We start from the raw sequence: 18,227 nt of genomic DNA, 5'->3' as shown, positions 1-18,227 counted from the left end.
TGCGACCCGGGGTTGTCTGGGTTATACTAGATCAGAATCCGGATCAGCTTCCAGGAAACCTCATGTGGGGTCCGCTCAGCCGGCGTGATGCGCTCAAGCAAACCGTCGGGCTTGCGGCCGCAAGCATGGCCGCCGCCATTCCCGTGCCCGGCCGGGCCGCATCGTCGCTGGCGCCGCTGCGCAGCCGGGAGATCGATGGCGCATTGTCGGCCAGCGTCGGCGCGCAGAAGATTCCCGGCGTGGTGGCGATGGCCGCGAACGAGCAGTCGGTGCTCTACGAGGGCGCCTTCGGCCTGCGCAACGGCGATGCCGCCTCGCGCATGTCGACCGATACGATCTTTCGCATCGCCTCGATGGTCAAATTGCTGACATCGGTCGCCGCGCTGCAGCTCGTGGAGCAGGGCAGGCTGCATCTGGACGAGCCGGCCGCCAATATCGATCCGGCGCTGGCAGAGGTCCAGGTGCTCGCCGGCTTCGATGCGAAGGGTGCCCCGCAACTGCATCCTCCCGAAAGGCCGCTGACGTTGCGCCATCTGTTGTCGCACACCTCCGGCTTCAGCTATCTGCTCTGGGATCCGAAGGTCGCCCGCTATCTCAAGGTCGCGCGCGGCAAGCCGAACCTGCCGCGCATGCCGCTGATGTTCGAGCCCGGTGCAAGATGGGCCTATGGCGGCAGTCTCGACCGTGTCGGCCGGATGGTGGAGATCGCGAGCGGCGAGCCGCTCGAGCGCTACTTCCGCGACCGCATCACGGGTCCGCTCGGCATGAACGACACCGTCGTCGCGCTCGATGACAAGCAGCGCGCGCGAGAGGCGAGCCTGTTCGTGCGGGATGCGGAAGGCAAGCTTCTGGTGCAGCCGCTGGAAAAGCCGGGCGGGAGCAAGGTGTTTCTGGGTGGAGGCGGCATCTATTCCACCGCGTCCGATTACCTGGCCGTGCTACAGGCGCTGCTCAACGGCGGCAGCCTGCGCGGCAACCGCATCCTTCAGCCGGCGACGGTTGCGTTGATGTCCGAAAACCAGATCGGACCTCTCGAGGCCGGAATCCTCAAGACGACCAATCCGGCCCTGTCGAACGACGTGAACTTCTTTCCGGGCACTCATCTGCGATGGGGGCTGGGCAATATGATCAATCTCGATCCCGTCCCGGATGGCCGAAGCGCCGGCAGCCTGACCTGGGCCGGCCTGTTCAACACCTACTACTGGATCGATCCGGCGAAGCGCCTTGCGGGCGTCATCATGATGCAAATCCTGCCCTTCGCGGACCGCGAAGCTCTCAACGCCTATCGCCAATTCGAGCACGGGGTTTACCGCGCGTTGCGGCGGTCCTGATCTTTTATGGCGCAGGAGCTTGCGGCATGATCTGCAGGCGCGATCGCGCTCTGCGCTCACCTTGAGGTCACTCATGTCTCCCAAAATCCCACCTGCCCCCGCCGACGCAGCCTCACGCCGGGCGGCCAAGCCGACTGTTGTCTATCCCGCAGGCACCATGCCAAAGCCCGACATGACCGTGCTGGAAGCCGCGCGGAGCACGATGGTCAAGACGCAGGAGATCGTGGTGCCGCCGCGCGATGCCCGCGCGTTTCGCGTCTTGCGCGGCCAGTTCTTCCGCATCGTCAGCATCGAAGGCCCGCAGGTGGGCGATCTCAATCTCTGGAACGCCCACGATCTCTCCGAGCGCTTCTTCAGCGGCAAGACGCGCGCGCTTCACGCAACGCATGTCGGCGCCGGCGACCGGCTGTGGAGCACCATGCCGCATCTGCGGCCGATGGCGACCATCAGCCACGATACGCTCGGCTGGTACGGTTTTGACACGGATGGCGCCGGCATCCACGACGTCATCGGCACGCGCTGCGATCCCTATACGAACCTGCTGCTGGGCGGCGCGTCCTACGATTTCTGCTGCCACTCCAACCTGTCGCGCGCGCTGGCTGCCGAACTGAAGACGGACGCGCGTGCGGTCGAGCATCACGTCCACGACGTGCTCAATGTCTTCATGTGCACCGGCTTCACTGCGGATACGCACCAGTATTTCATGAAGGCCAGTCCGGTCCGTCCCGGCGATTTCATCGAGCTCTTCGCGGAGATCGATCTGCTCGGCGCGCTGTCGGCCTGCCCGGGCGGCGATTGCAGCGCGACGCATTCCAGCGACGTCGCGGCCTGCTATCCGCTCAAGATCGAGATCTTCGAGCCGGACCGGGCGACACTGGGCACCTGGAACTGGCCGTCGCCGAGCACCTATCAGCGCGGCCACGGCGCATCCGGTAACCACTGACCGCCGGGAACCAAAGCCCCCGTCTGCGCGTCATTCCGGGTTCCCGCTGCTCCTGCCGACGGCTGGAGGCCGGAGACAACCAGAAGGGGCGGACATCATGAGAGCGCTCTTCGTCACCGCTTTGCTCACCGCAACCGTTGCCGGCATTGGTCTTGCCACCGCCGCTGACGGATGTGGCCCCGGCTGCCACCCCACCGTTTCCGGGGCCTGCGCCGCCGATGGATGGGGAAGCGGCGCGCGCGTCTGGAACGAGTGCCCCGCGGGCGCGCAGCCCCGGCGGCCATGTCCATCCGGCTACACCTGGAGTTCGCGCAAGCGCGCCTGCTTTATCAGCTATTAGGCCTGTCTCCTTTTGAAACGAAAATTGACGTTTCCGAGCGCGCAGCCCGGTGGCTGCACTCGTTCGCGAAGGCGCGGTTTTTCGTCGCGGGTGTGAACGACTTCACACGACCTCAACGGGTGTCGCGCGTAGGCTGATGCGCAGAGGGGGACGCATGCCCGGATGTGACCGGGCCGGTATGACCGGGAGAAGCGTCATGCGTATCGTCAGGATCCTCGGACTGCTCGCCGCAATCTTGGTAACGAGCTGCAGTCTCGCGCCGGTGTTCGCCTGTCCCGCGGGCTATGTCCCGTGCGGGTCGGCTTGCTGCCCCGGCCGATAAGCAGGCTCAGATCAACCGAATGACGCCAGCATTGATGGCGGGAGGTAGTCATGCGCACCATGACGAAGTTTGCGCTCGCGGCGACAGTGGCGACGGTGGCCGTTCCGCTGGCGCTGCACTACTGGAACATGTCCGGCGGTGAGGATCCTCTGGGCGACACCTTGCGTACTTATGGCTTCGTGCCGATCAATCCGCCGTCCAATCTCATGGAGGTCGGATCGCTCTACTATGTCGACCCCGAGGTGAGGGAATTCAAGGCGATCTGCCACGCCGACAAGGCGGACCTCGATGGCGCGGTCGTATCGTCGCGCAGCTGGGAGATGCAGGAAAACCTGGAGCGCAACGGGCGCTTCAACACCGGCGTGAAGATCGATCTCGGCTGGGTCATCAGCGGCAGCGCGGACAAGGACTACGTCGTGAAGGTGCGCGCCTCGCTGAACGACGTCATGATCGAGGAAATTCCGCTCGGCGCGAACTTGCAGATCTTCACCAAGCTGATGAGCAAGCCGCAATGCAACGAGGTCGCGATGCAGTATCTCCATGGCGGAGGCTATGTGTGCCAGGGGCAGAAGATCCTGCAGGCGACGGCCGAATACAAGCTTGATCGCGACGCGCAGGACAAGCTCACCGCCAGTGCGAAGGCTTCGTCGGACGAGATCAAGAGCCTCGTGAAGCTTGCGGTCGAATCCCAGAGCGATCAGAGCGTCGTCGACAAGGGAGGGCGCCTGTTCGCGGGCGCGGCGTTGAAGTACGGCGTCTCGATGAATCCCCGCTGTATCGCGCCCCCGGACGGCCGCTTCTGGCGCGTCCTGCCGCGGACGCCGCTCGACCGGGCCAAGAACTTCCTGCTGTTCAACGTCGTCGAGCCGATGCTGCCGTCCAGGCCGGACAACGTGCAATTGGCGGCGCAGGAGACGCGCACGGCCGAGAGGACGAAGTAGCGACGGCCTTCCGGCTAAGCCGCTTTGCTCGAAACGAGGACCGCGACCGATCGCGGGCCGACGCTGTACGAGTTGGAGATGTATGGCTGCGCATTCGTCTCCGCGACGATATCGAGCGGACTGTCCAGCGCCGTATCCACCACGCGCCTCCAGATCGACGACGCCGGGAGATTGAAGCTCAGCATCTCCCAATACGCATTGAACATCGCAAAAATGTCGGCGCCGCCCGTCGATGCGCCGCGCAGATGCAGCGCGACCGAGCGCGATCCGCTGCCGAGATCGGGATCGCCGTCGGTGCCGTGCCACGTGCAGTCGGCGCCCCAGCCGGTGCTCCTTGCGATCACCGGATGGGCCTTGCGGAAGCCGATCATCATGCGGAAGAAGCGCAGCACGTCGGCGTTGGTTTCAGCGAGGTCCCAGTCGAGCCAGGTGGTCTCGTTGTCCTGGTCGTAGACGTTTGGATTGCCGTTTTGGCTGTGCATGAACTCGTCGCCCGCAACGAACATCGGCACGCCGTTCGACAGCATCAGCAGGCAGCAGAAGTTCTTGACCTGCCGCTTCCTCAGCGCGGCCACCTCGGGAGGCACGTTGTTCGTGCCCTCGTAGCCGCAGCCCCAGCTGCGCTGGTCTTTATTGGTGTAGCTGACGAGATCGCAGAGATTGAGCCCGTCATGGCAATCGACGAAGTTGATGCTCTGCGTACGCCGGTTGGCGTCAGTCAGCGTGTCCGGAAACAGGTCGGTGCTGCCGTAGAGGCGCGTCATCAGATCGGCGACGAGGCCGCCATCGCCCTTGACGAAGCCGCGGACGGTGCTGCGGAAATGATCGTTCCATTGGCTCCAGGAGCGGCCTGGAAAGGCACGGCCCATCTGGTAGCCGCCGCCGGCGTCCCACGGTTCTGCGATCAGCCTGATATCGGCGAGATCATGGTCGCCGGAGATTTCCACGACGATCGGCGGATCGTCGGAATTGAGCGAGCCGTCCTCGTTGCGGGCGAAGATCGAGGCGAGGTCGAAGCGGAAGCCATCGACGCCGATCGAGTTCGCCCAATATCTCAGGCTGTCGACGACCATCAGCCGCGGTGCCGGGTGCACGGTCCGCAAATCGTTACCGCATCCGCTGAAATTGACGTAGCTCGAGAAGTCGGTCGGCGACAGCGCGTAGTAGGTCGAGTTGTCGATGCCGCGGAAGGAATAGGTCGGGCCGCCATTGCCCATCTCCGCGGTGTGATTGTAGACGACGTCGAGCAGCACCTCGATGCCGGCCTTGTGCAGCTCGTCGACCATGAAGCGGAATTCACGAAGCGCACCCTCCGGCGTGCCGGCCACGTTGTAGGGCGCGTGCGGTGAGAAGAAGTTGAGCGTCATGTAGCCCCAGTAATTGGTCGTCCCCGGCTCGAACTGGTGCACGGGCATCAGCTCGACAGCGGTGATGCCGAGCTCCTTCAAATACGGGATTTTTGCGACGATACCGGCAAAGGTGCCGCACTGCTCCACAGCGACATTCGAATTGGCTCGCCGCGTGAAGCCGCGCACATGCATTTCATAGATGATCAGCTCGTGGTCATGGCGTGGTGCCGACGGCCGGTCCGGAGGCGGGGCTGTCGCGCCATCGGCGAGCAGGCCGAGCGGCGCCTTGCCCGCGTTCGATCCGGCGGCCATCGCGGCATCGCGGCTGAATGCGGGAGGGAAGAGCACGCCCATCGCATAGGGATCGAGCAGGATCTTGTCGCGATCGAAGCGCTGCCCGTTGCCGGGATCGAAAGGACCATCGACCTGATACGCGTAATATCTTGCGTCTGCGACCGCGTCTGATGACACCCGCATGTGCCAGACACGGCCGGTCTTGTTGGCCGGAAACGAGAAGGGGAGGACGCGAAGCGGCGTCGCGAACTCGCCATAACGATAGAGCAGGAGCGTGACCGCGGTCGCGTGCTTGGAATAGAGCGCGAAGTTGCAGCTCTGGTCCGCCTCATTGCGGGAACAGCCGAGCGGCCATGGCATGCCCTCGGTGCCTTCCAGATCCGCCATGGCGATCTCCAATACGCCCGCCTGCGGCAGGCTCCATGTTCACATCAAGATGGCGTCGTGCGGAGATAAGAGCCCACGGGAATGACAATGTCGAGACTGCAGGGTAACGGCGCGTGCTCGCTTCAGGTTCGACCGCGCGAAGCGTTGCTTCAGTGGCACGGCCAGCCGTTTCGTGTCATATTCCGAGACAGGCGGCCGGGGCGCGTCGGCAGTTGCGGCGCCAATCAACCAACAAGCGCTGGAGGAGCGTTGGGGATGTCGAAGCGGACGACCGCCGCGGTCTGGGTGCGGAGCATCGCTGAATTGCTCGCCGCCGAGGGGCTGGATGTCGCGAGCCTGTTTGCGGCCGCCGGCATCGATCCGCAGGAGCTGGAAGGTCCGAGCGCAAGGCTCGCCACCGAGAAGATCAGCCACCTCTGGGAACTCGCGGTCGAACGGTCGAAAAATCCGGCGTTATCGCTTGCGCAGCACCAGGTCGCGCGTCCGGCGGCATTCGACGTGGTCGGCTACACCATGATGTCATGCGCCGATCTGCGCGGTGCCTTCGAGCGGCTGAACCGTTATCTGCTCATCCTCAGCGACGCGCTGACCATGAGCATGACGGAGGAGAGCGATTGCTGTCGCATCGATTTCGTGCTGTTCGGCGGCAGCCGGCCGGTCCCGCGTCAGCGCATCGAGTTCATCTTCGTCACCGTGATCGGCTTCTGCCGCTGGATCGCGCGCAGCGAGGTCAATCCGCGTGCCATCGCGCTGACCTATCCCGCGCCCGCGGATATCTCGCCCTATCACGCCGCGTTCCGCTGCCCGGTCACGTTCAACGCCGAGCGCAACAGCGTCGCGCTGGCGCGCCGCGACATGGACCTGGCGCTGCCGACTTTCAATCCGCAACTCGCCGAGCTGCACGAGCGTTATGCCGGCGAATATCTGCGCCACTTCGATCACGCACAGACGAGCTTTCGCGTGCGGGAGGCGATCGTGCGGCGGCTTCCCGACGGTGAGCCGCGGCGAGACGATGTCGCGGTCGAGCTCTGCATGAGCGAGCGCACCTTGCAGCGGCGGCTGGAAGAGGAAGCGACCTCGTTCGTGCAGCTTCTGGACGATACGCGGCGGGAACTGGCGGACCAATATCTCGGTCGGCTGCATTTGTCGCTCGGGCAGGCAGCTTATCTCCTCGGCTTCGCCGACCAGAGCAGCTTTTTCCGGGCCTGCCGGCGCTGGTTCAAGGCCTCGCCGGGGGAATATCGCAATCGTCTCCTGCACGGGGTGCCGGCGACATAGATCATGCTCAAACAATAGCCTAAAGCGCGATCCGCGCTTTGGTGACGCGCGATGGAGCCCGAATGCTTAAATATTTGCTAAGCGGTTCGGGATAAATTGGCGTTTCAGCATTCTGCCAATTCATGCGAGCACCAAGATGTTTTCCCGCATCAGCTTCAAGCTTGTTCTGATCGTCGCCATCAGCCTCCTCGGAATGATCGTGCTGGCGCCGATCGCGCTTTACACCATGCGTGCGCAGATGGTCGCCGACCGCCAGGCCAAGACCCAGCAGATGGTCGACGTCGGCTATGGCATTCTGTCGCACTACCAGAAGCTGGAGAGCGAAGGGAAGCTGACGCGCGAGCAGGCGCAGGCCGCCGCCCAGGCCGAGATCAAGAGCCTGCGCTACGACAAGGTCGAGTATTTCTGGATCAACGACATGGCTCCGAAAATGGTCATGCATCCGATCAAGCCCGAGCTCGACGGCAAGGATCTCTCCGGCATGAAGGATCCTGCTGGCAACGCGCTGTTCATGGGCTTCGTCAACGTCGTGAAGGGGCAGGGCGCGGGCTTCTACAGCTATCTCTGGCCCAAGCCCGGCTTCGAGCAACCGGTGGCGAAGATTTCCTATGTGAAGGGCTTTGCGCCGTGGGACTGGATCATCGGCACCGGAATTTATCTCGACGACGTCGACGCCGTGTTCCGCCAGACCGCGATGACGTTCGCATGGGTGTGTCTTGCCGTCTTCGCGCTGGTTCTCGTCGCCTCCTTCCTGATCGGCCGCAGCGTCACCAAGCCGCTCGCGAACATCACTGCGCTCACGGAGCGGCTTGCCGCCGGCGACAGCGCGTTCGAGGTGCCTTATACCGGCCGCCGTGGCGAAGTGGGCGGGCTGGCCAAGGCGCTCGCCGTGTTCAAGGACAATGCCGCGGCCGTGCACCAGATGCATGCCGAGCAGCAGGAGCTGAAGCAGAAGTCGGACGCCGAGAAGCGCAAGGTGATGGTCGATCTCGCCGGCAAGTTCGAGGCCAGTGTCCAGGCCGTGGTCCGCGACGTCTTCAACGAGGCGCAACAGATGCAGCAGGCGGCGCAAGGCATGTCGGAAACCGCCGACAAGGCGAGCGCGCGCGCGAGCATCGTCGCCGATGCCTGCCAGCAGGCTTCGAGCAACGTGCAGACCGTGGCTTCCGCCGCCGGCGAGCTTTCGTCGTCGATCACGGAGATCAGCCAGCGTGTCGCGCAGGCCGCGCAAGTCGCCGACAAGGCGGCGGCCGACGGCCAGCGCACCAACGACACCGTGCAGGGGCTGGCTCAGGCGGCCCACAAGATCGGTGAGGTCATCGACCTCATCAACCAGATCGCCTCACAGACCAACCTGCTCGCGCTTAACGCCACCATCGAAGCGGCGCGCGCCGGCGAAGCCGGCAAGGGCTTTGCCGTGGTCGCAAGCGAGGTGAAGTCGCTGGCGAGCCAGACCGCGAAGGCAACCGACGAGATCGGTGCGCAGATTTCGGCGATCCAGGCCGAGACCGATCAGGTGGTCGGCAACATCCAGAGCATCCGCACCACCATCATGGAGGTGAACGAGATTTCCTCCTCGATCGCAGCGGCCGTGGAAGAGCAGGGCGCCGCGACGCAAGCCATCGCCCGCAGCGTGCAGGACGCCGCGTCGGGCACCAACCAGGTCTCGCAAAACATCTCCGGCGTCACGGAGGCAACCTCCGAGACCGGCCATGCCGCAGGTCAGGTGCTGCAATCGAGCGGCCGGCTGACGCAGAAGCTGCAGGCGCTGCAGCACGAGGTGACGACCTTCGTCGCCGGCGTAAGGGCGGCGTGAACCTTTATCTCCGGTCTATCCCCACCCTCTCCCCGTTCTTACGGGGAGAGGGTGGGGTGAGGGGCTCTATCCGCCATGACGGTGAGGAATGAGCTCGCGGAGACTCCCCCTCACCCGGATCGCATCTGACGATGCGATCCGACCTCTCCCCTCAAGCGGGGCGAGGTGAAGAATTCCGCCTCGTGGCACCGGCGCGCGCCATAACACGCGTCACCCTTGACTCCACCCCCGCTTGTCGTTGACGTCCTTCCATGCCCGCTGCAAACAGGCGGTGCATGGAGGCCCGCTCAATGTCGTTCCGAAAGCTTCTGATCGCCAATCGCGGCGAGATCGCCATCCGCATCGCGCGGGCCGCTGCGGATGCCGGCATTGCGACGGTGGCGATCTTTCCGGCCGATGATGCGCTGTCGCTGCATGTCCGGGTCGCCGACGAGGCGATCGAAATTCCCGGCCGCGGCGCGCGGGCCTATCTCGACATCGAAGGCGTGGTGAAGACGGCGAAGGCGGCGGGCTGCGACGCTGTGCATCCCGGCTATGGCTTCCTCAGCGAGAACGCGGACTTCGCCAAGGCCTGCGCGACTGACGGCATCGCCTTCGTCGGGCCGAAGGTCACTGCGCTCGAGCTGTTCGGCGACAAGGTCGCGGCGCGTCAGTTGGCCAGGCGCTGCGGCGTGCCGATCATCGCCGGCACCAGCGGGCCGTCCTCGCTTGGCGAGATCCAGGCGTTCTTCGAGTCCCTCGGCAAGTCTGCCGCGGTCGTGATCAAGGCGATGGCCGGTGGCGGCGGCCGCGGCATGCGCGTCGTGGAGAAGGCTGCGGATTTGGCGGAAGCCTATGCGCGCTGCCAGTCTGAAGCGAAGGCAGCCTTCGGCTTTGACGGCGTCTATGCCGAGCGCCTGATCCGCAAGGCGCGCCACATCGAGGTGCAGATCATCGGCGACCATCATGGCGCGATCAGCCATCTCTGGGAGCGCGAATGCACCGTCCAGCGCCGCCACCAGAAGCTGATCGAGGTGGCGCCCAGCCCCTCGCTCAGCGACGGCTTGCGCGGCCGCATCATCGACGCGGCGAAGCAGCTCGCCTCGCACGCGGCTTACGACAATCTCGGCACCTTCGAGTTCCTGGTCGATGGCGCCGCTGAAGACAGCTTCGCCTTCATCGAGGCCAATCCGCGGCTTCAGGTCGAGCACACCGTGACGGAAGAGGTGCTCGGCGTCGATCTCGTCCGGGCCCAGCTCGCGGTCGCCTCAGGTAGCTCGCTGGCTTCTCTAGATCTCGACCAGGCTTCGATCCCGAAGCCGCGCGGCCATGCCATGCAGCTCCGCGTCAACATGGAGACGCTGGACGAGCTTGGGACCACGCATCCGACCGGCGGCGTGCTTGCCGTGTTCGAGCCGCCGTCGGGCCCCGGGGTGCGCGTCGACAGCTTTGGCTATGCCGGCTACAAGACCAGCGCTGCCTTCGACTCGCTGCTGGCCAAGGTCATCGTCCATACGCCGGGCGAGGCCTGGCACGACGTGGTCGCGAAGGCCTCGCGCGCCTTGCGTGAATTCCGCATCGATGGCGTCGTCACCAACATCCCCTTCCTCCAGGCGGTGCTGGCCCATCCCGACTTCAAGACCAATCGTATCGCGACCGACTTCATCGATCGCAACGTCGGCAAACTCGTGGAGGCCGCCGACGGCGCGGCGCGGCCGCTGTTCTTCGCCGCGAGCGAAAAGCCCGGCGATCACGCGGCGCAATCGCATGCCGTGCAGGAGGTGCCGGAGGGAACGGTGATGGTCGCGGCGCCCTTGCAGGGCACCGTGGTCACGATCCAGGTCAAAGAGGGCGAGATCGTGCGTCCCGGCCAGCAGCTCGCCGTGATCGAGTCCATGAAGATGGAGCACCTGGTGATGGCCGAGCAGGGCGGCCGGGTGACGAAGCTCGTGGCCGGCGACGGCGTCACGCTGCTGCATGGCGAGCCGATCCTCTATCTCGAGCCGCTCGACGTCGCAGCCGACAGCGCGGCCAAGGAAGCCGTGATCGATCTCGATCACATCCGCCCCGATCTCGCCGAGACGTTTTCGCGCCAGGCCAACACGCGCGACGAAAATCGCCCGGCGTCCGTCGAGCGCCGCCGCAACACCAATCAGCGCACGGCGCGCGAGAACGTTGCGCAGCTCGTCGATGACGGCTCCTTCATGGAATATGGCAGCCTTGCCATCGCCGCGCAGCGTCGCCGCCGCAAGCTCGACGACCTCATCAAGAACACCCCTGCGGACGGTCTCATCACCGGCGTCGCCACGGTCAATGCGGACAAGTTCGGCCCCGATGATGCGCGCTGTATGGTGGTCGCCTATGACTACACCGTGCTCGCCGGCACGCAAGGCCACATGAACCACAAGAAGATCGACCGCATGCTGACGCTGGCCGAGCAATGGCGCATGCCGCTGGTGTTTTACGCCGAAGGTGGCGGCGGCCGGCCGGGCGACACCGACCGTCTCGGCATGACCGGTCTCGACGGCCCGTCGTTCCTGCAATTCGCCAAGCTCTCCGGCCTCGTGCCGGTGGTCGGCGTCGTCTCCGGCTATTGTTTTGCCGGCAACGCGGCGATGCTCGGTTGCTGCGACGTGATTATCGCCACCAGGAACGCCTCGATCGGCATGGGCGGTCCGGCCATGATCGAAGGCGGTGGTCTTGGCGTCTATCATCCCGCCGAGGTCGGTCCGGTCTCGTTCCAGTCCCCGAACGGCGTCATCGACATCCTTGTCGAGGACGAGGAGGAGGCGACGCGGGTTGCGCAGAAATACCTGTCCTACTTCCAGGGGGCGGTGGGCGAATGGCAAGCGGCCGATCAGCGTCTCTTGCGCCGTGCGATCCCCGAGAACCGTCTGCGCGTCTACGACATCCGCACCGTGATCGATCTGATCGCAGACACCGACTCCGTGCTCGAGCTCCGCCGCGACTACGGCGTCGGCATGATCACCGCCTTCATCCGCATCGAAGGCAAGCCGTTCGGCCTGATCGCCAACAATCCCCGCCATCTCGGTGGCGCGATCGATGCGGATGCCGGCGACAAGGCAGCGCGCTTCCTCCAGCTCTGCGACGCCTTCGATTTACCCGTCGTCTCGCTCTGCGATACGCCCGGCTTCATGGTCGGGCCGGAAGCGGAGAAGACCGCGATCGTGCGCCACGTATCCCGCATGTTCGTCACGGGTGCGAGCCTCACCGTGCCGCTGTTCGGCATCGTGCTGCGCAAAGGTTATGGCCTCGGCGCACAGTCGATGATCGGCGGCGGCTTCCACGCCTCCTTCTTCACTGCGGCCTGGCCGACCGGCGAGTTCGGCGGCATGGGCCTCGAAGGGTATGTGAGGCTCGGCTTCCGCAAGGAGATGGAGGCGATCGCCGACCCGGTCGAGCGCGAGACCTATTATCGCAACAAGGTCGCCGAGCTCTATGCCAACGGCAAGGCTGTCTCGATCGCCTCGGTGTTCGAAATCGACAACGTCATCGATCCCGCCGAGACGCGGCGCTGGATCATGGCGGGCCTGCGCTCCGTACCGAAGCCCCCAGAGCGCACCTCCAAGAAACGCCCCTGCATCGATGCCTGGTGAGCAGGCGAAGCAACGCCAGCGTGCCGGTTCCCGATTGACGCCGCCTCAACGAGCCGTCATGTCAGGGCCAGACGATCAAATCGGAGGACGTGGGGTATCATGACGGAAGCTGCCTATGCCGCGGTGGATTGGGGCACCACGAGCTTCCGGCTCTGGCTCATCGACCGTGACGGCCGGGTTCTGGCCGAGCGCCGCAGCAGCGAAGGCATGATGGCGGCGGCCAAGACCGGTTTTGCCACCGTGCTGCAATCGCATCTGGATGCGGTCGGAGCGGGAAGCGAGCTGCCGGTGCTGATCTGCGGCATGGCCGGGGCCCGCCAGGGCTGGGTCGAAGCCGGCTATGTCGATACCCCGGCGCCGCTCGCTGCGATCCTGGCGCGCGCGGTACCGGTCGCCGGACAGTCGCGCGACATCCGCATTCTGCCGGGAATTGCGCAGCGTGACGCCGGCGCGCCGGATGTGATGCGAGGCGAGGAGACCCAGTTGCTCGGTGTGCTTGGTCTCGATGCAGCCGGCGAGGCGCTGGTCTGCATGCCCGGCACGCATTCGAAATGGGTCAGCGTCAGCGGCGGAACGGTCGCGCGTTTTGCCACCTTCATGACAGGCGAGCTCTTCAGCGTCGTCTCGCGCGAGACGATCCTCTCGCACGCTGTCACTGGGGCCGATGACTTGGAAGACCGCGAGGCGTTCAGGTCAGCGGTTGCGGCTGGGTTCAAGACCCCGGCATCCGCAGCCAACCTCCTGTTCCAGGTACGGTCGCGGCAGCTCCTGTTCGGCGGCACGCCGGCCGCGGCGCGCGAAACCATCTCGGGCACCCTGATCGGGATCGAGCTCGCGGCGGGGCTCGCACACGGCTGGCCGCAAAGCGGCATCAGGCTGGTTGCATCGGGGCGGCTGGAAATGCTGTATCGGCTGGCGTTTGAAACACTCGCGGTGGCGGTCGAGCCGATCGACGCCGACGAGGCGGTGCGCCGCGGCCTTGCGATGGCGGCGCGCGCCATCTGGACGAGATAGAAGGATCCCTTACATGAGCGTGCCATTTCCGACCATGAAGCGTCCGCTGGTCGCAATCCTGCGCGGCGTGAAGCCCGACGAGGCGGACGGTATCGTCAGCGTGCTGATCGAGGCCGGCATGACCGCGATCGAAATTCCCCTGAACTCGCCTGATCCGTTCCGCTCGATCGAGATCGCGGTCAGGCGCGCGCCGGCCGGGGTTCTGGTCGGCGCCGGCACGGTGCTCACGACCGCCGATGTCGATCGGCTGAATGAGGCCGGCGGCAAGCTGCTGGTGGCCCCGAATGTCGACACGCAGGTGATTGCGCGCGCGCATGAGCACGGCATGGTGACCATGCCCGGCGTGTTCTCGCCGACCGAGGCGTTGCTTGCGGCGCGCGCCGGCGCATCGAGCCTGAAATTCTTTCCGGCGAGCGTGCTGGGCGCCGCGGGCATTGCCGCGATCCGCGCCGTATTGCCGGCAAGCGCAATGATCGCGGCCGTCGGTGGGGTCTCCGAACAGAATTTTGCCGAATACGTCAAAAGCGGCGTTCGTGCCTTTGGCCTTGGCAGCAGCCTCTACAAGCCGGGCATGACCGCGGCCGACGTTGCGGCGCGCGCCAGTGCGACGATTGCGGCCTACGATCTCGCGATTGCGGGTGTGTGAGAGCGGTGCGTCTCAGCTTCGCCTTGCCGAGGGCCACACCAGTCGCTCGTGCCGGCGCGCAAAGCGCTGCCAGTGCAGCACCGCGCCGACCAGCAGCGGCGGTACGAAGCCGAGCACGATCAGGAAATTCGGCAGCGGTTTTGGCGAGATGAACGCGATGGCGATGTCGGAGATCAGCCACAGCGCGGCAAACAGCACCGCGAAATCGGTCCGCGGAAAGCGCAGATAGTAGAAGATGGCGGTGATGATCACCGCGGGTCCGATCGCGATACCGATCATGACCGCTGTCAGTTCCTTCGGAGTCAGCGCGTCCAGCACCATCGACGCCAACAGCCATATGGCGGCGAACATGGCGATGATGTCGATCGGGTGCCGCAATCGGATACCCCTCCTAGCGCATGATCCGGAAAAGCGTGAAGCGGTTTTCCGAAAAGACCATGCTCAGACAATAACCTCCGTCATCGTTGTGGCGCGCGCGTCGGCCGTCAAGCCCCAATGCGGCTATTCCTCAATACTCCCCGGTGTTGGCCGCAGCATGAAATGGCCGAAGGCGGATGCGATCGGCTTGTCCGGGTCGCCCTGCCAGGCCCTTGCCTCGAACGCGACGATGCGCCGGCCCTGCTTGACGATCGAGACGTTGGCAAAGCTGTCGAGCGCGCGGCCCGAGCGCAAATAGTTGATCGTCAGCCCGATCGGCTTGGGCGGCGCGGAGATGCCGAGCTCGCGCGTCACGCCGACGATGGCCGTTGTCTCCAGGAACGCGCCGGTCATGCCGCCATGGATCGCGGGCAGGATCGGGTTGCCGATGATCTTTGGCGAGAACGGCATCATCAGCGTGCCGCCGTCCTGGATCCGGATGCCGAGGCAGCGCGCGAACGGGCTGTTGGCGAAGGGACCGGCCGGATCCTCCGGCGCGTCCAGCGTCGGGATGCTGTGCTGGTCCGTCGCGCGGTCGGCAAGCATGTTGGTGCGGTTGGCGCCGATCATGAAGCAGGCGGTCGCGGTTGCAACCGGGTCGTCTTCCGACTCCTGGTAGGCCGTCGAGCGCACGAACGCGATCGAGCGCGTGGTGCGATAGCAGATCGAATGCGCCCTGATGTCGAGGCCGGGTGTGGCCGGCTTCTGGTAGTCGATGCGCAAATCCAGCGTTGCGATCGCGCGCGTGCCGTCGAGCGCGAGCTGCACCGCCATGCCGCAGCTCTCGTCCAGCATCGCGGTGACGACGCCGCCATGCAGCACGCCGGTCTCGGTGTCGCCGACGAAGACGGGGCGGTAGGGCAGGCTCGACCAGGCCTCACCAGGCGCTGCGCGGTCGAGCCTGAGCCCACTGATATAGCCATAATCGGAGCGGCGGCCCTTGATGGCCTCGACAAGTGCGTCGAACGGGAGCGTCGTATCTTGCGATCTTGACATGGCCGTCTTTTAGACCGTTCTCGTCGCTTCCGCAAAAATCTCAGGCGCCATTCGGGGCTCGACATGTGGGGGAGAAGCAACGATGGTGCGGGTCCATCTGTTTGCAGAACGACGAGGAACCTCATGGCAGACCCCGACGCGCCGGCGACAAATCCAGGGGGCGTGACCATTTCGACAGGAAGCGCCGAGCGGGCACCATTCATCTATTTCGACGGCGTCTCCTGCTTCGGCCATCACAACGGCGCGATCCAGATCGAGCTCGCCGCGAACCTTTTGATGCCGGTCGGCCCGGGCGTGCGGGTCGACGTGATTCAGACCGGACACATCCGCTGTAGCCCCGCCGCGGCCATCGCCTTGCGCGAAGCGCTCGACAAGGCCCTCGCCATGATGCAGCAGGGCCAGCAGCAGCCGACGGAAACGATTCCGGCGATGAAGAATTGAGATTGGAAGTCGTCCTGGCGAAGGCCAGTACCCATAACCCCAAAATGCACTTGCTGCGAGAGATGTCGGCCATCATCGCGCCTTAGCAACTAAGGCCTGTGATAATGGGTCCTGGCTTTCGCCAGGACGACGTCAGGATGAGCTCCGCCCGCTCAGCCCTTCGTCACGTGCACCTTCGGCTTCTTGCCCGCATTCCACTTGCCATCGATGGCGCGCTCGATTTGTGCTGCGAGTTGCAGCAAGAGGCCGTCATTGGCCTGCTTGGCGATGGCCTGGATGCCGAGCGGCAGGCCGTGCTCGTTCTCCGCAAGCGGCAGCGAGATCGCCGGCATGCCGCAGAGGTTCGCCAACGGCGTGAAGGCGAAATTGCGCCAGAGATTGCCGAACCAGTCCAGCACATCCGGATTGTCGGAGATCGTGAGATACTCCTTCGTGCCGACCTTCGGCGTCGGCAGCGCGGTGACCGGCGTCAGGATGACGTCCCACTGCTCGAAGAACGCGCCGAAGCCGCGCGATGTCGTGTTGAACACCGCCTGCATCTTCGCCCGCTCGGCAAAGCTCGTGTCGCGGCCCGCCTCCCAGATCCGGATGTTCATCGGCTCGATCAGATCCTCCGGTGGCCGCTCCAGCCCGCGCGCGGCGAGCATGTTGGAAATCACGACGGCGAAGTTGGAAATGTAGCAGGTGGTCTGTGCGTCGAAGGCGGCACGGAAGTCGAGCTCGGGCAGGGTGAAGTCGACGTGATGGCCGAGGCCTTCGAGGAAGCGGCCGACCGTCTCCAGCTCGGCGGCGATGTGCGGCGTCGCGCGATAATCGCCCCATTGATGCGACAGCGCGATGCGGAGCTTGCCGGGATCGCGCTTGATCATCTCTGTGTAGGGCTGCGCCGTGGTCCAGAACGGCATGAACTCGCCGGGCGCAGGTCCCCGGGCATGATCGACGAAGGCGGCGGTATCGCGCACGCTGCGTGACTGGCAGCCCTGGATCGAGACGAGGCCGGTGAGATCGGACATATGCGGCGCAAGCGAGAACACGCCGCGCGACACTTTCAGCCCGATATTGCCGTTGACCCCTGCGGGAATGCGGATCGAGCCGCCGCCGTCGGTCGCATGCGCAATCGGCACGATGCCGGCCGCCACCGACGCGGCGCTGCCCGCCGACGAGCCGCAGGTGGTGTAGTCGGTATTCCAGGGATTGCGCGTGACATAGACGGCCGGATTGTCGGCCGAGCTGCATACGCCGAATTCGGGCGTCGTGGTGCGCCCGATCAGGTTCAACCCGGCCTGGCGGAATTTCGAGGTGAGGAAGGTGTCAGCGCCTGCGCGATTGCCGCGCATCAGCAGCGAGCCCATTTCCTGCAAGCGGCCTTTCATGGTGGGCCCGAGATCCTTCATCAGGAAGGGCAGGCCGGCGAACGGGCCGGTGAGATTGGCGCCGTCCCTGGCGGGATCCGCGATCACGTCGTCGAACAGCTCGACCACGCCCGACAATGCGGAATCGACCTTCGCGACCGCTGCCGCGGCCTGGCGCGCCAATTCGGCAGGGGTGACCTCGCCCTTCTTGACGGACGCAGCCAGCGCCACGCCATCATGTTGCGCCCACTCGTTCCAGCTCATCGGCAAAGTCATGGCGATTCAATCCTCTCGTTCGGCGGCGACCATAGTTTCGCGCAAGGGCGTGTCAATCGACGGGACCCGCATGGCTGCGCCGCCGAATCTGACGATTTGCCGATAGTTCTGCCGGCACGCCGTGCGGGACTAAATCCTGAGATTGAAGACCTTCCGCGCGTCGCGCTGTGAGCGCTGCCGGTCGGGCAACGCCAGCGATGGGTCAATTCCCGCGACCAAATAGCTCACGTTACAGGACTTCGGAATATCGATATTCCTGTGTGCCGTCGCGCGCGCAATGACGGGATGGGCGAAAGCCATGCCGCCGAACGTCGTCCTGAGGCCGGGCCCCTTGCAGGTCGCCTCGGCGTGCAACCAGCCGAATGTGGCGAGATCGCATCAGCGCAACAAAAAAATCCCCTGTCGACGGTTCCGTGGCGTACCTTGATGAATCAAGTCGGGATGGTCCATAAGCGGCGTCCCGCGACCGGTGGTTCGGTTCGCGTCGC

At 65.0% G+C, this 18,227-nt stretch carries 14 protein-coding genes; 10 read left to right on the top strand and 4 right to left on the bottom strand.

Annotated elements, in window-relative coordinates; genetic code table 11:
* Positions 1-62: 62 nt before the first annotated feature.
* The 4 genes from NLM33_RS23620 to NLM33_RS23605 all read left to right on the top strand — a co-directional run bounded on the left by NLM33_RS23620 (position 63) and on the right by NLM33_RS23605 (position 3,877).
* A complete protein-coding gene (locus NLM33_RS23620) occupies positions 63-1,331 on the top strand; it encodes a serine hydrolase (protein ID WP_254099210.1) in 1,269 nt (422 codons plus the stop codon).
* A 73-nt stretch (positions 1,332-1,404) separates the two neighbouring features.
* Entirely contained in the window at positions 1,405-2,274 is an 870-nt protein-coding gene (locus tag NLM33_RS23615) for a DUF1989 domain-containing protein (RefSeq protein WP_254099208.1), read from the top strand.
* A gap of 97 nt (positions 2,275-2,371) precedes the next feature.
* Positions 2,372-2,614: a GCG_CRPN prefix-to-repeats domain-containing protein gene (locus tag NLM33_RS23610; RefSeq protein ID WP_254099206.1), complete on the top strand. Its 243-nt coding sequence runs from the start codon at positions 2,372-2,374 to the stop codon at positions 2,612-2,614.
* Between the two features lie 372 nt (positions 2,615-2,986).
* On the top strand, positions 2,987-3,877 hold the full coding sequence (locus NLM33_RS23605; protein WP_254099205.1) for a hypothetical protein: 891 nt from the start codon (positions 2,987-2,989) through the stop codon (positions 3,875-3,877).
* A 14-nt stretch (positions 3,878-3,891) separates the two neighbouring features.
* Here NLM33_RS23605 and NLM33_RS23600 read toward each other — a convergent pair whose 3' ends face one another.
* A complete protein-coding gene (locus NLM33_RS23600) occupies positions 3,892-5,907 on the bottom strand; it encodes a glycogen-debranching protein (RefSeq protein WP_254099203.1) in 2,016 nt (671 codons plus the stop codon).
* Positions 5,908-6,162: 255 nt separating this feature from the next.
* Between NLM33_RS23600 and NLM33_RS23595 the strand changes: the two genes are divergently transcribed.
* The 5 genes from NLM33_RS23595 to NLM33_RS23575 all read left to right on the top strand — a co-directional run bounded on the left by NLM33_RS23595 (position 6,163) and on the right by NLM33_RS23575 (position 14,257).
* Positions 6,163-7,185, top strand: coding sequence for an AraC family transcriptional regulator (locus tag NLM33_RS23595; protein ID WP_254099201.1), 1,023 nt, complete (start codon positions 6,163-6,165; stop codon positions 7,183-7,185).
* A gap of 136 nt (positions 7,186-7,321) precedes the next feature.
* A complete protein-coding gene (locus NLM33_RS23590; RefSeq protein WP_254099199.1) occupies positions 7,322-9,001 on the top strand; it encodes a methyl-accepting chemotaxis protein in 1,680 nt (559 codons plus the stop codon).
* A 290-nt stretch (positions 9,002-9,291) separates the two neighbouring features.
* Positions 9,292-12,597 carry a carboxyl transferase domain-containing protein gene (locus NLM33_RS23585; RefSeq protein ID WP_254099197.1) on the top strand — a complete coding sequence of 1,102 codons (3,306 nt, stop codon included), beginning with the start codon at positions 9,292-9,294 and terminating at the stop codon, positions 12,595-12,597.
* Positions 12,598-12,696: 99 nt separating this feature from the next.
* On the top strand, positions 12,697-13,611 hold the full coding sequence (locus tag NLM33_RS23580) for a 2-dehydro-3-deoxygalactonokinase (protein WP_254099195.1): 915 nt from the start codon (positions 12,697-12,699) through the stop codon (positions 13,609-13,611).
* A 13-nt stretch (positions 13,612-13,624) separates the two neighbouring features.
* The gene (locus NLM33_RS23575; protein ID WP_254099193.1) at positions 13,625-14,257 is read left to right on the top strand and encodes a 2-dehydro-3-deoxy-6-phosphogalactonate aldolase; all 633 of its coding nucleotides are present in this window, start codon (positions 13,625-13,627) and stop codon (positions 14,255-14,257) included.
* 12 nt (positions 14,258-14,269) lie between these two features.
* Here the strand turns inward: NLM33_RS23575 and NLM33_RS23570 are convergent, their stop codons facing one another.
* Complete coding sequence (locus NLM33_RS23570; RefSeq protein WP_254099191.1) at positions 14,270-14,635, bottom strand: hypothetical protein; 366 nt, start codon at positions 14,633-14,635, stop codon at positions 14,270-14,272.
* 123 nt (positions 14,636-14,758) lie between these two features.
* Complete coding sequence (locus tag NLM33_RS23565; protein ID WP_254099189.1) at positions 14,759-15,670, bottom strand: PaaI family thioesterase; 912 nt, start codon at positions 15,668-15,670, stop codon at positions 14,759-14,761.
* Positions 15,671-15,793: 123 nt separating this feature from the next.
* Here NLM33_RS23565 and NLM33_RS23560 point away from each other — a divergent pair, with 123 nt between their 5' ends.
* Complete coding sequence (locus NLM33_RS23560; protein ID WP_254099187.1) at positions 15,794-16,111, top strand: hypothetical protein; 318 nt, start codon at positions 15,794-15,796, stop codon at positions 16,109-16,111.
* 152 nt (positions 16,112-16,263) lie between these two features.
* Here the strand turns inward: NLM33_RS23560 and NLM33_RS23555 are convergent, their stop codons facing one another.
* Entirely contained in the window at positions 16,264-17,739 is a 1,476-nt protein-coding gene (locus NLM33_RS23555) for an amidase (protein ID WP_254099186.1), read from the bottom strand.
* Between the last annotated feature and the right edge of the window lie 488 nt (positions 17,740-18,227).

This window comes from Bradyrhizobium sp. CCGUVB1N3 (genome assembly GCF_024199925.1).
Lineage (GTDB): Bacteria > Pseudomonadota > Alphaproteobacteria > Rhizobiales > Xanthobacteraceae > Bradyrhizobium.
The sequence above is the reverse complement of the archived record's forward strand: the minus strand, read 5'-3'. Positions and strand labels throughout refer to the sequence as shown.

Bases quoted from the DNA above. Each gene is read 5' to 3' on its own strand.
- NLM33_RS23620 (WP_254099210.1), top strand. From the start codon at position 63: ATGTGGGGTCCGCTCAGCCGGCGTGATGCGCTCAAGCAAACCGTCGGG.
- NLM33_RS23615 (WP_254099208.1), top strand. From the start codon at position 1,405: ATGTCTCCCAAAATCCCACCTGCCCCCGCCGACGCAGCCTCACGCCGG.
- NLM33_RS23610 (WP_254099206.1), top strand. From the start codon at position 2,372: ATGAGAGCGCTCTTCGTCACCGCTTTGCTCACCGCAACCGTTGCCGGC.
- NLM33_RS23605 (WP_254099205.1), top strand. From the start codon at position 2,987: ATGCGCACCATGACGAAGTTTGCGCTCGCGGCGACAGTGGCGACGGTG.
- NLM33_RS23600 (WP_254099203.1), bottom strand. From the start codon at position 5,907: ATGGCGGATCTGGAAGGCACCGAGGGCATGCCATGGCCGCTCGGCTGT.
- NLM33_RS23595 (WP_254099201.1), top strand. From the start codon at position 6,163: ATGTCGAAGCGGACGACCGCCGCGGTCTGGGTGCGGAGCATCGCTGAA.
- NLM33_RS23590 (WP_254099199.1), top strand. From the start codon at position 7,322: ATGTTTTCCCGCATCAGCTTCAAGCTTGTTCTGATCGTCGCCATCAGC.
- NLM33_RS23585 (WP_254099197.1), top strand. From the start codon at position 9,292: ATGTCGTTCCGAAAGCTTCTGATCGCCAATCGCGGCGAGATCGCCATC.
- NLM33_RS23580 (WP_254099195.1), top strand. From the start codon at position 12,697: ATGACGGAAGCTGCCTATGCCGCGGTGGATTGGGGCACCACGAGCTTC.
- NLM33_RS23575 (WP_254099193.1), top strand. From the start codon at position 13,625: ATGAGCGTGCCATTTCCGACCATGAAGCGTCCGCTGGTCGCAATCCTG.
- NLM33_RS23565 (WP_254099189.1), bottom strand. From the start codon at position 15,670: ATGTCAAGATCGCAAGATACGACGCTCCCGTTCGACGCACTTGTCGAG.
- NLM33_RS23560 (WP_254099187.1), top strand. From the start codon at position 15,794: ATGGCAGACCCCGACGCGCCGGCGACAAATCCAGGGGGCGTGACCATT.
- NLM33_RS23555 (WP_254099186.1), bottom strand. From the start codon at position 17,739: ATGACTTTGCCGATGAGCTGGAACGAGTGGGCGCAACATGATGGCGTG.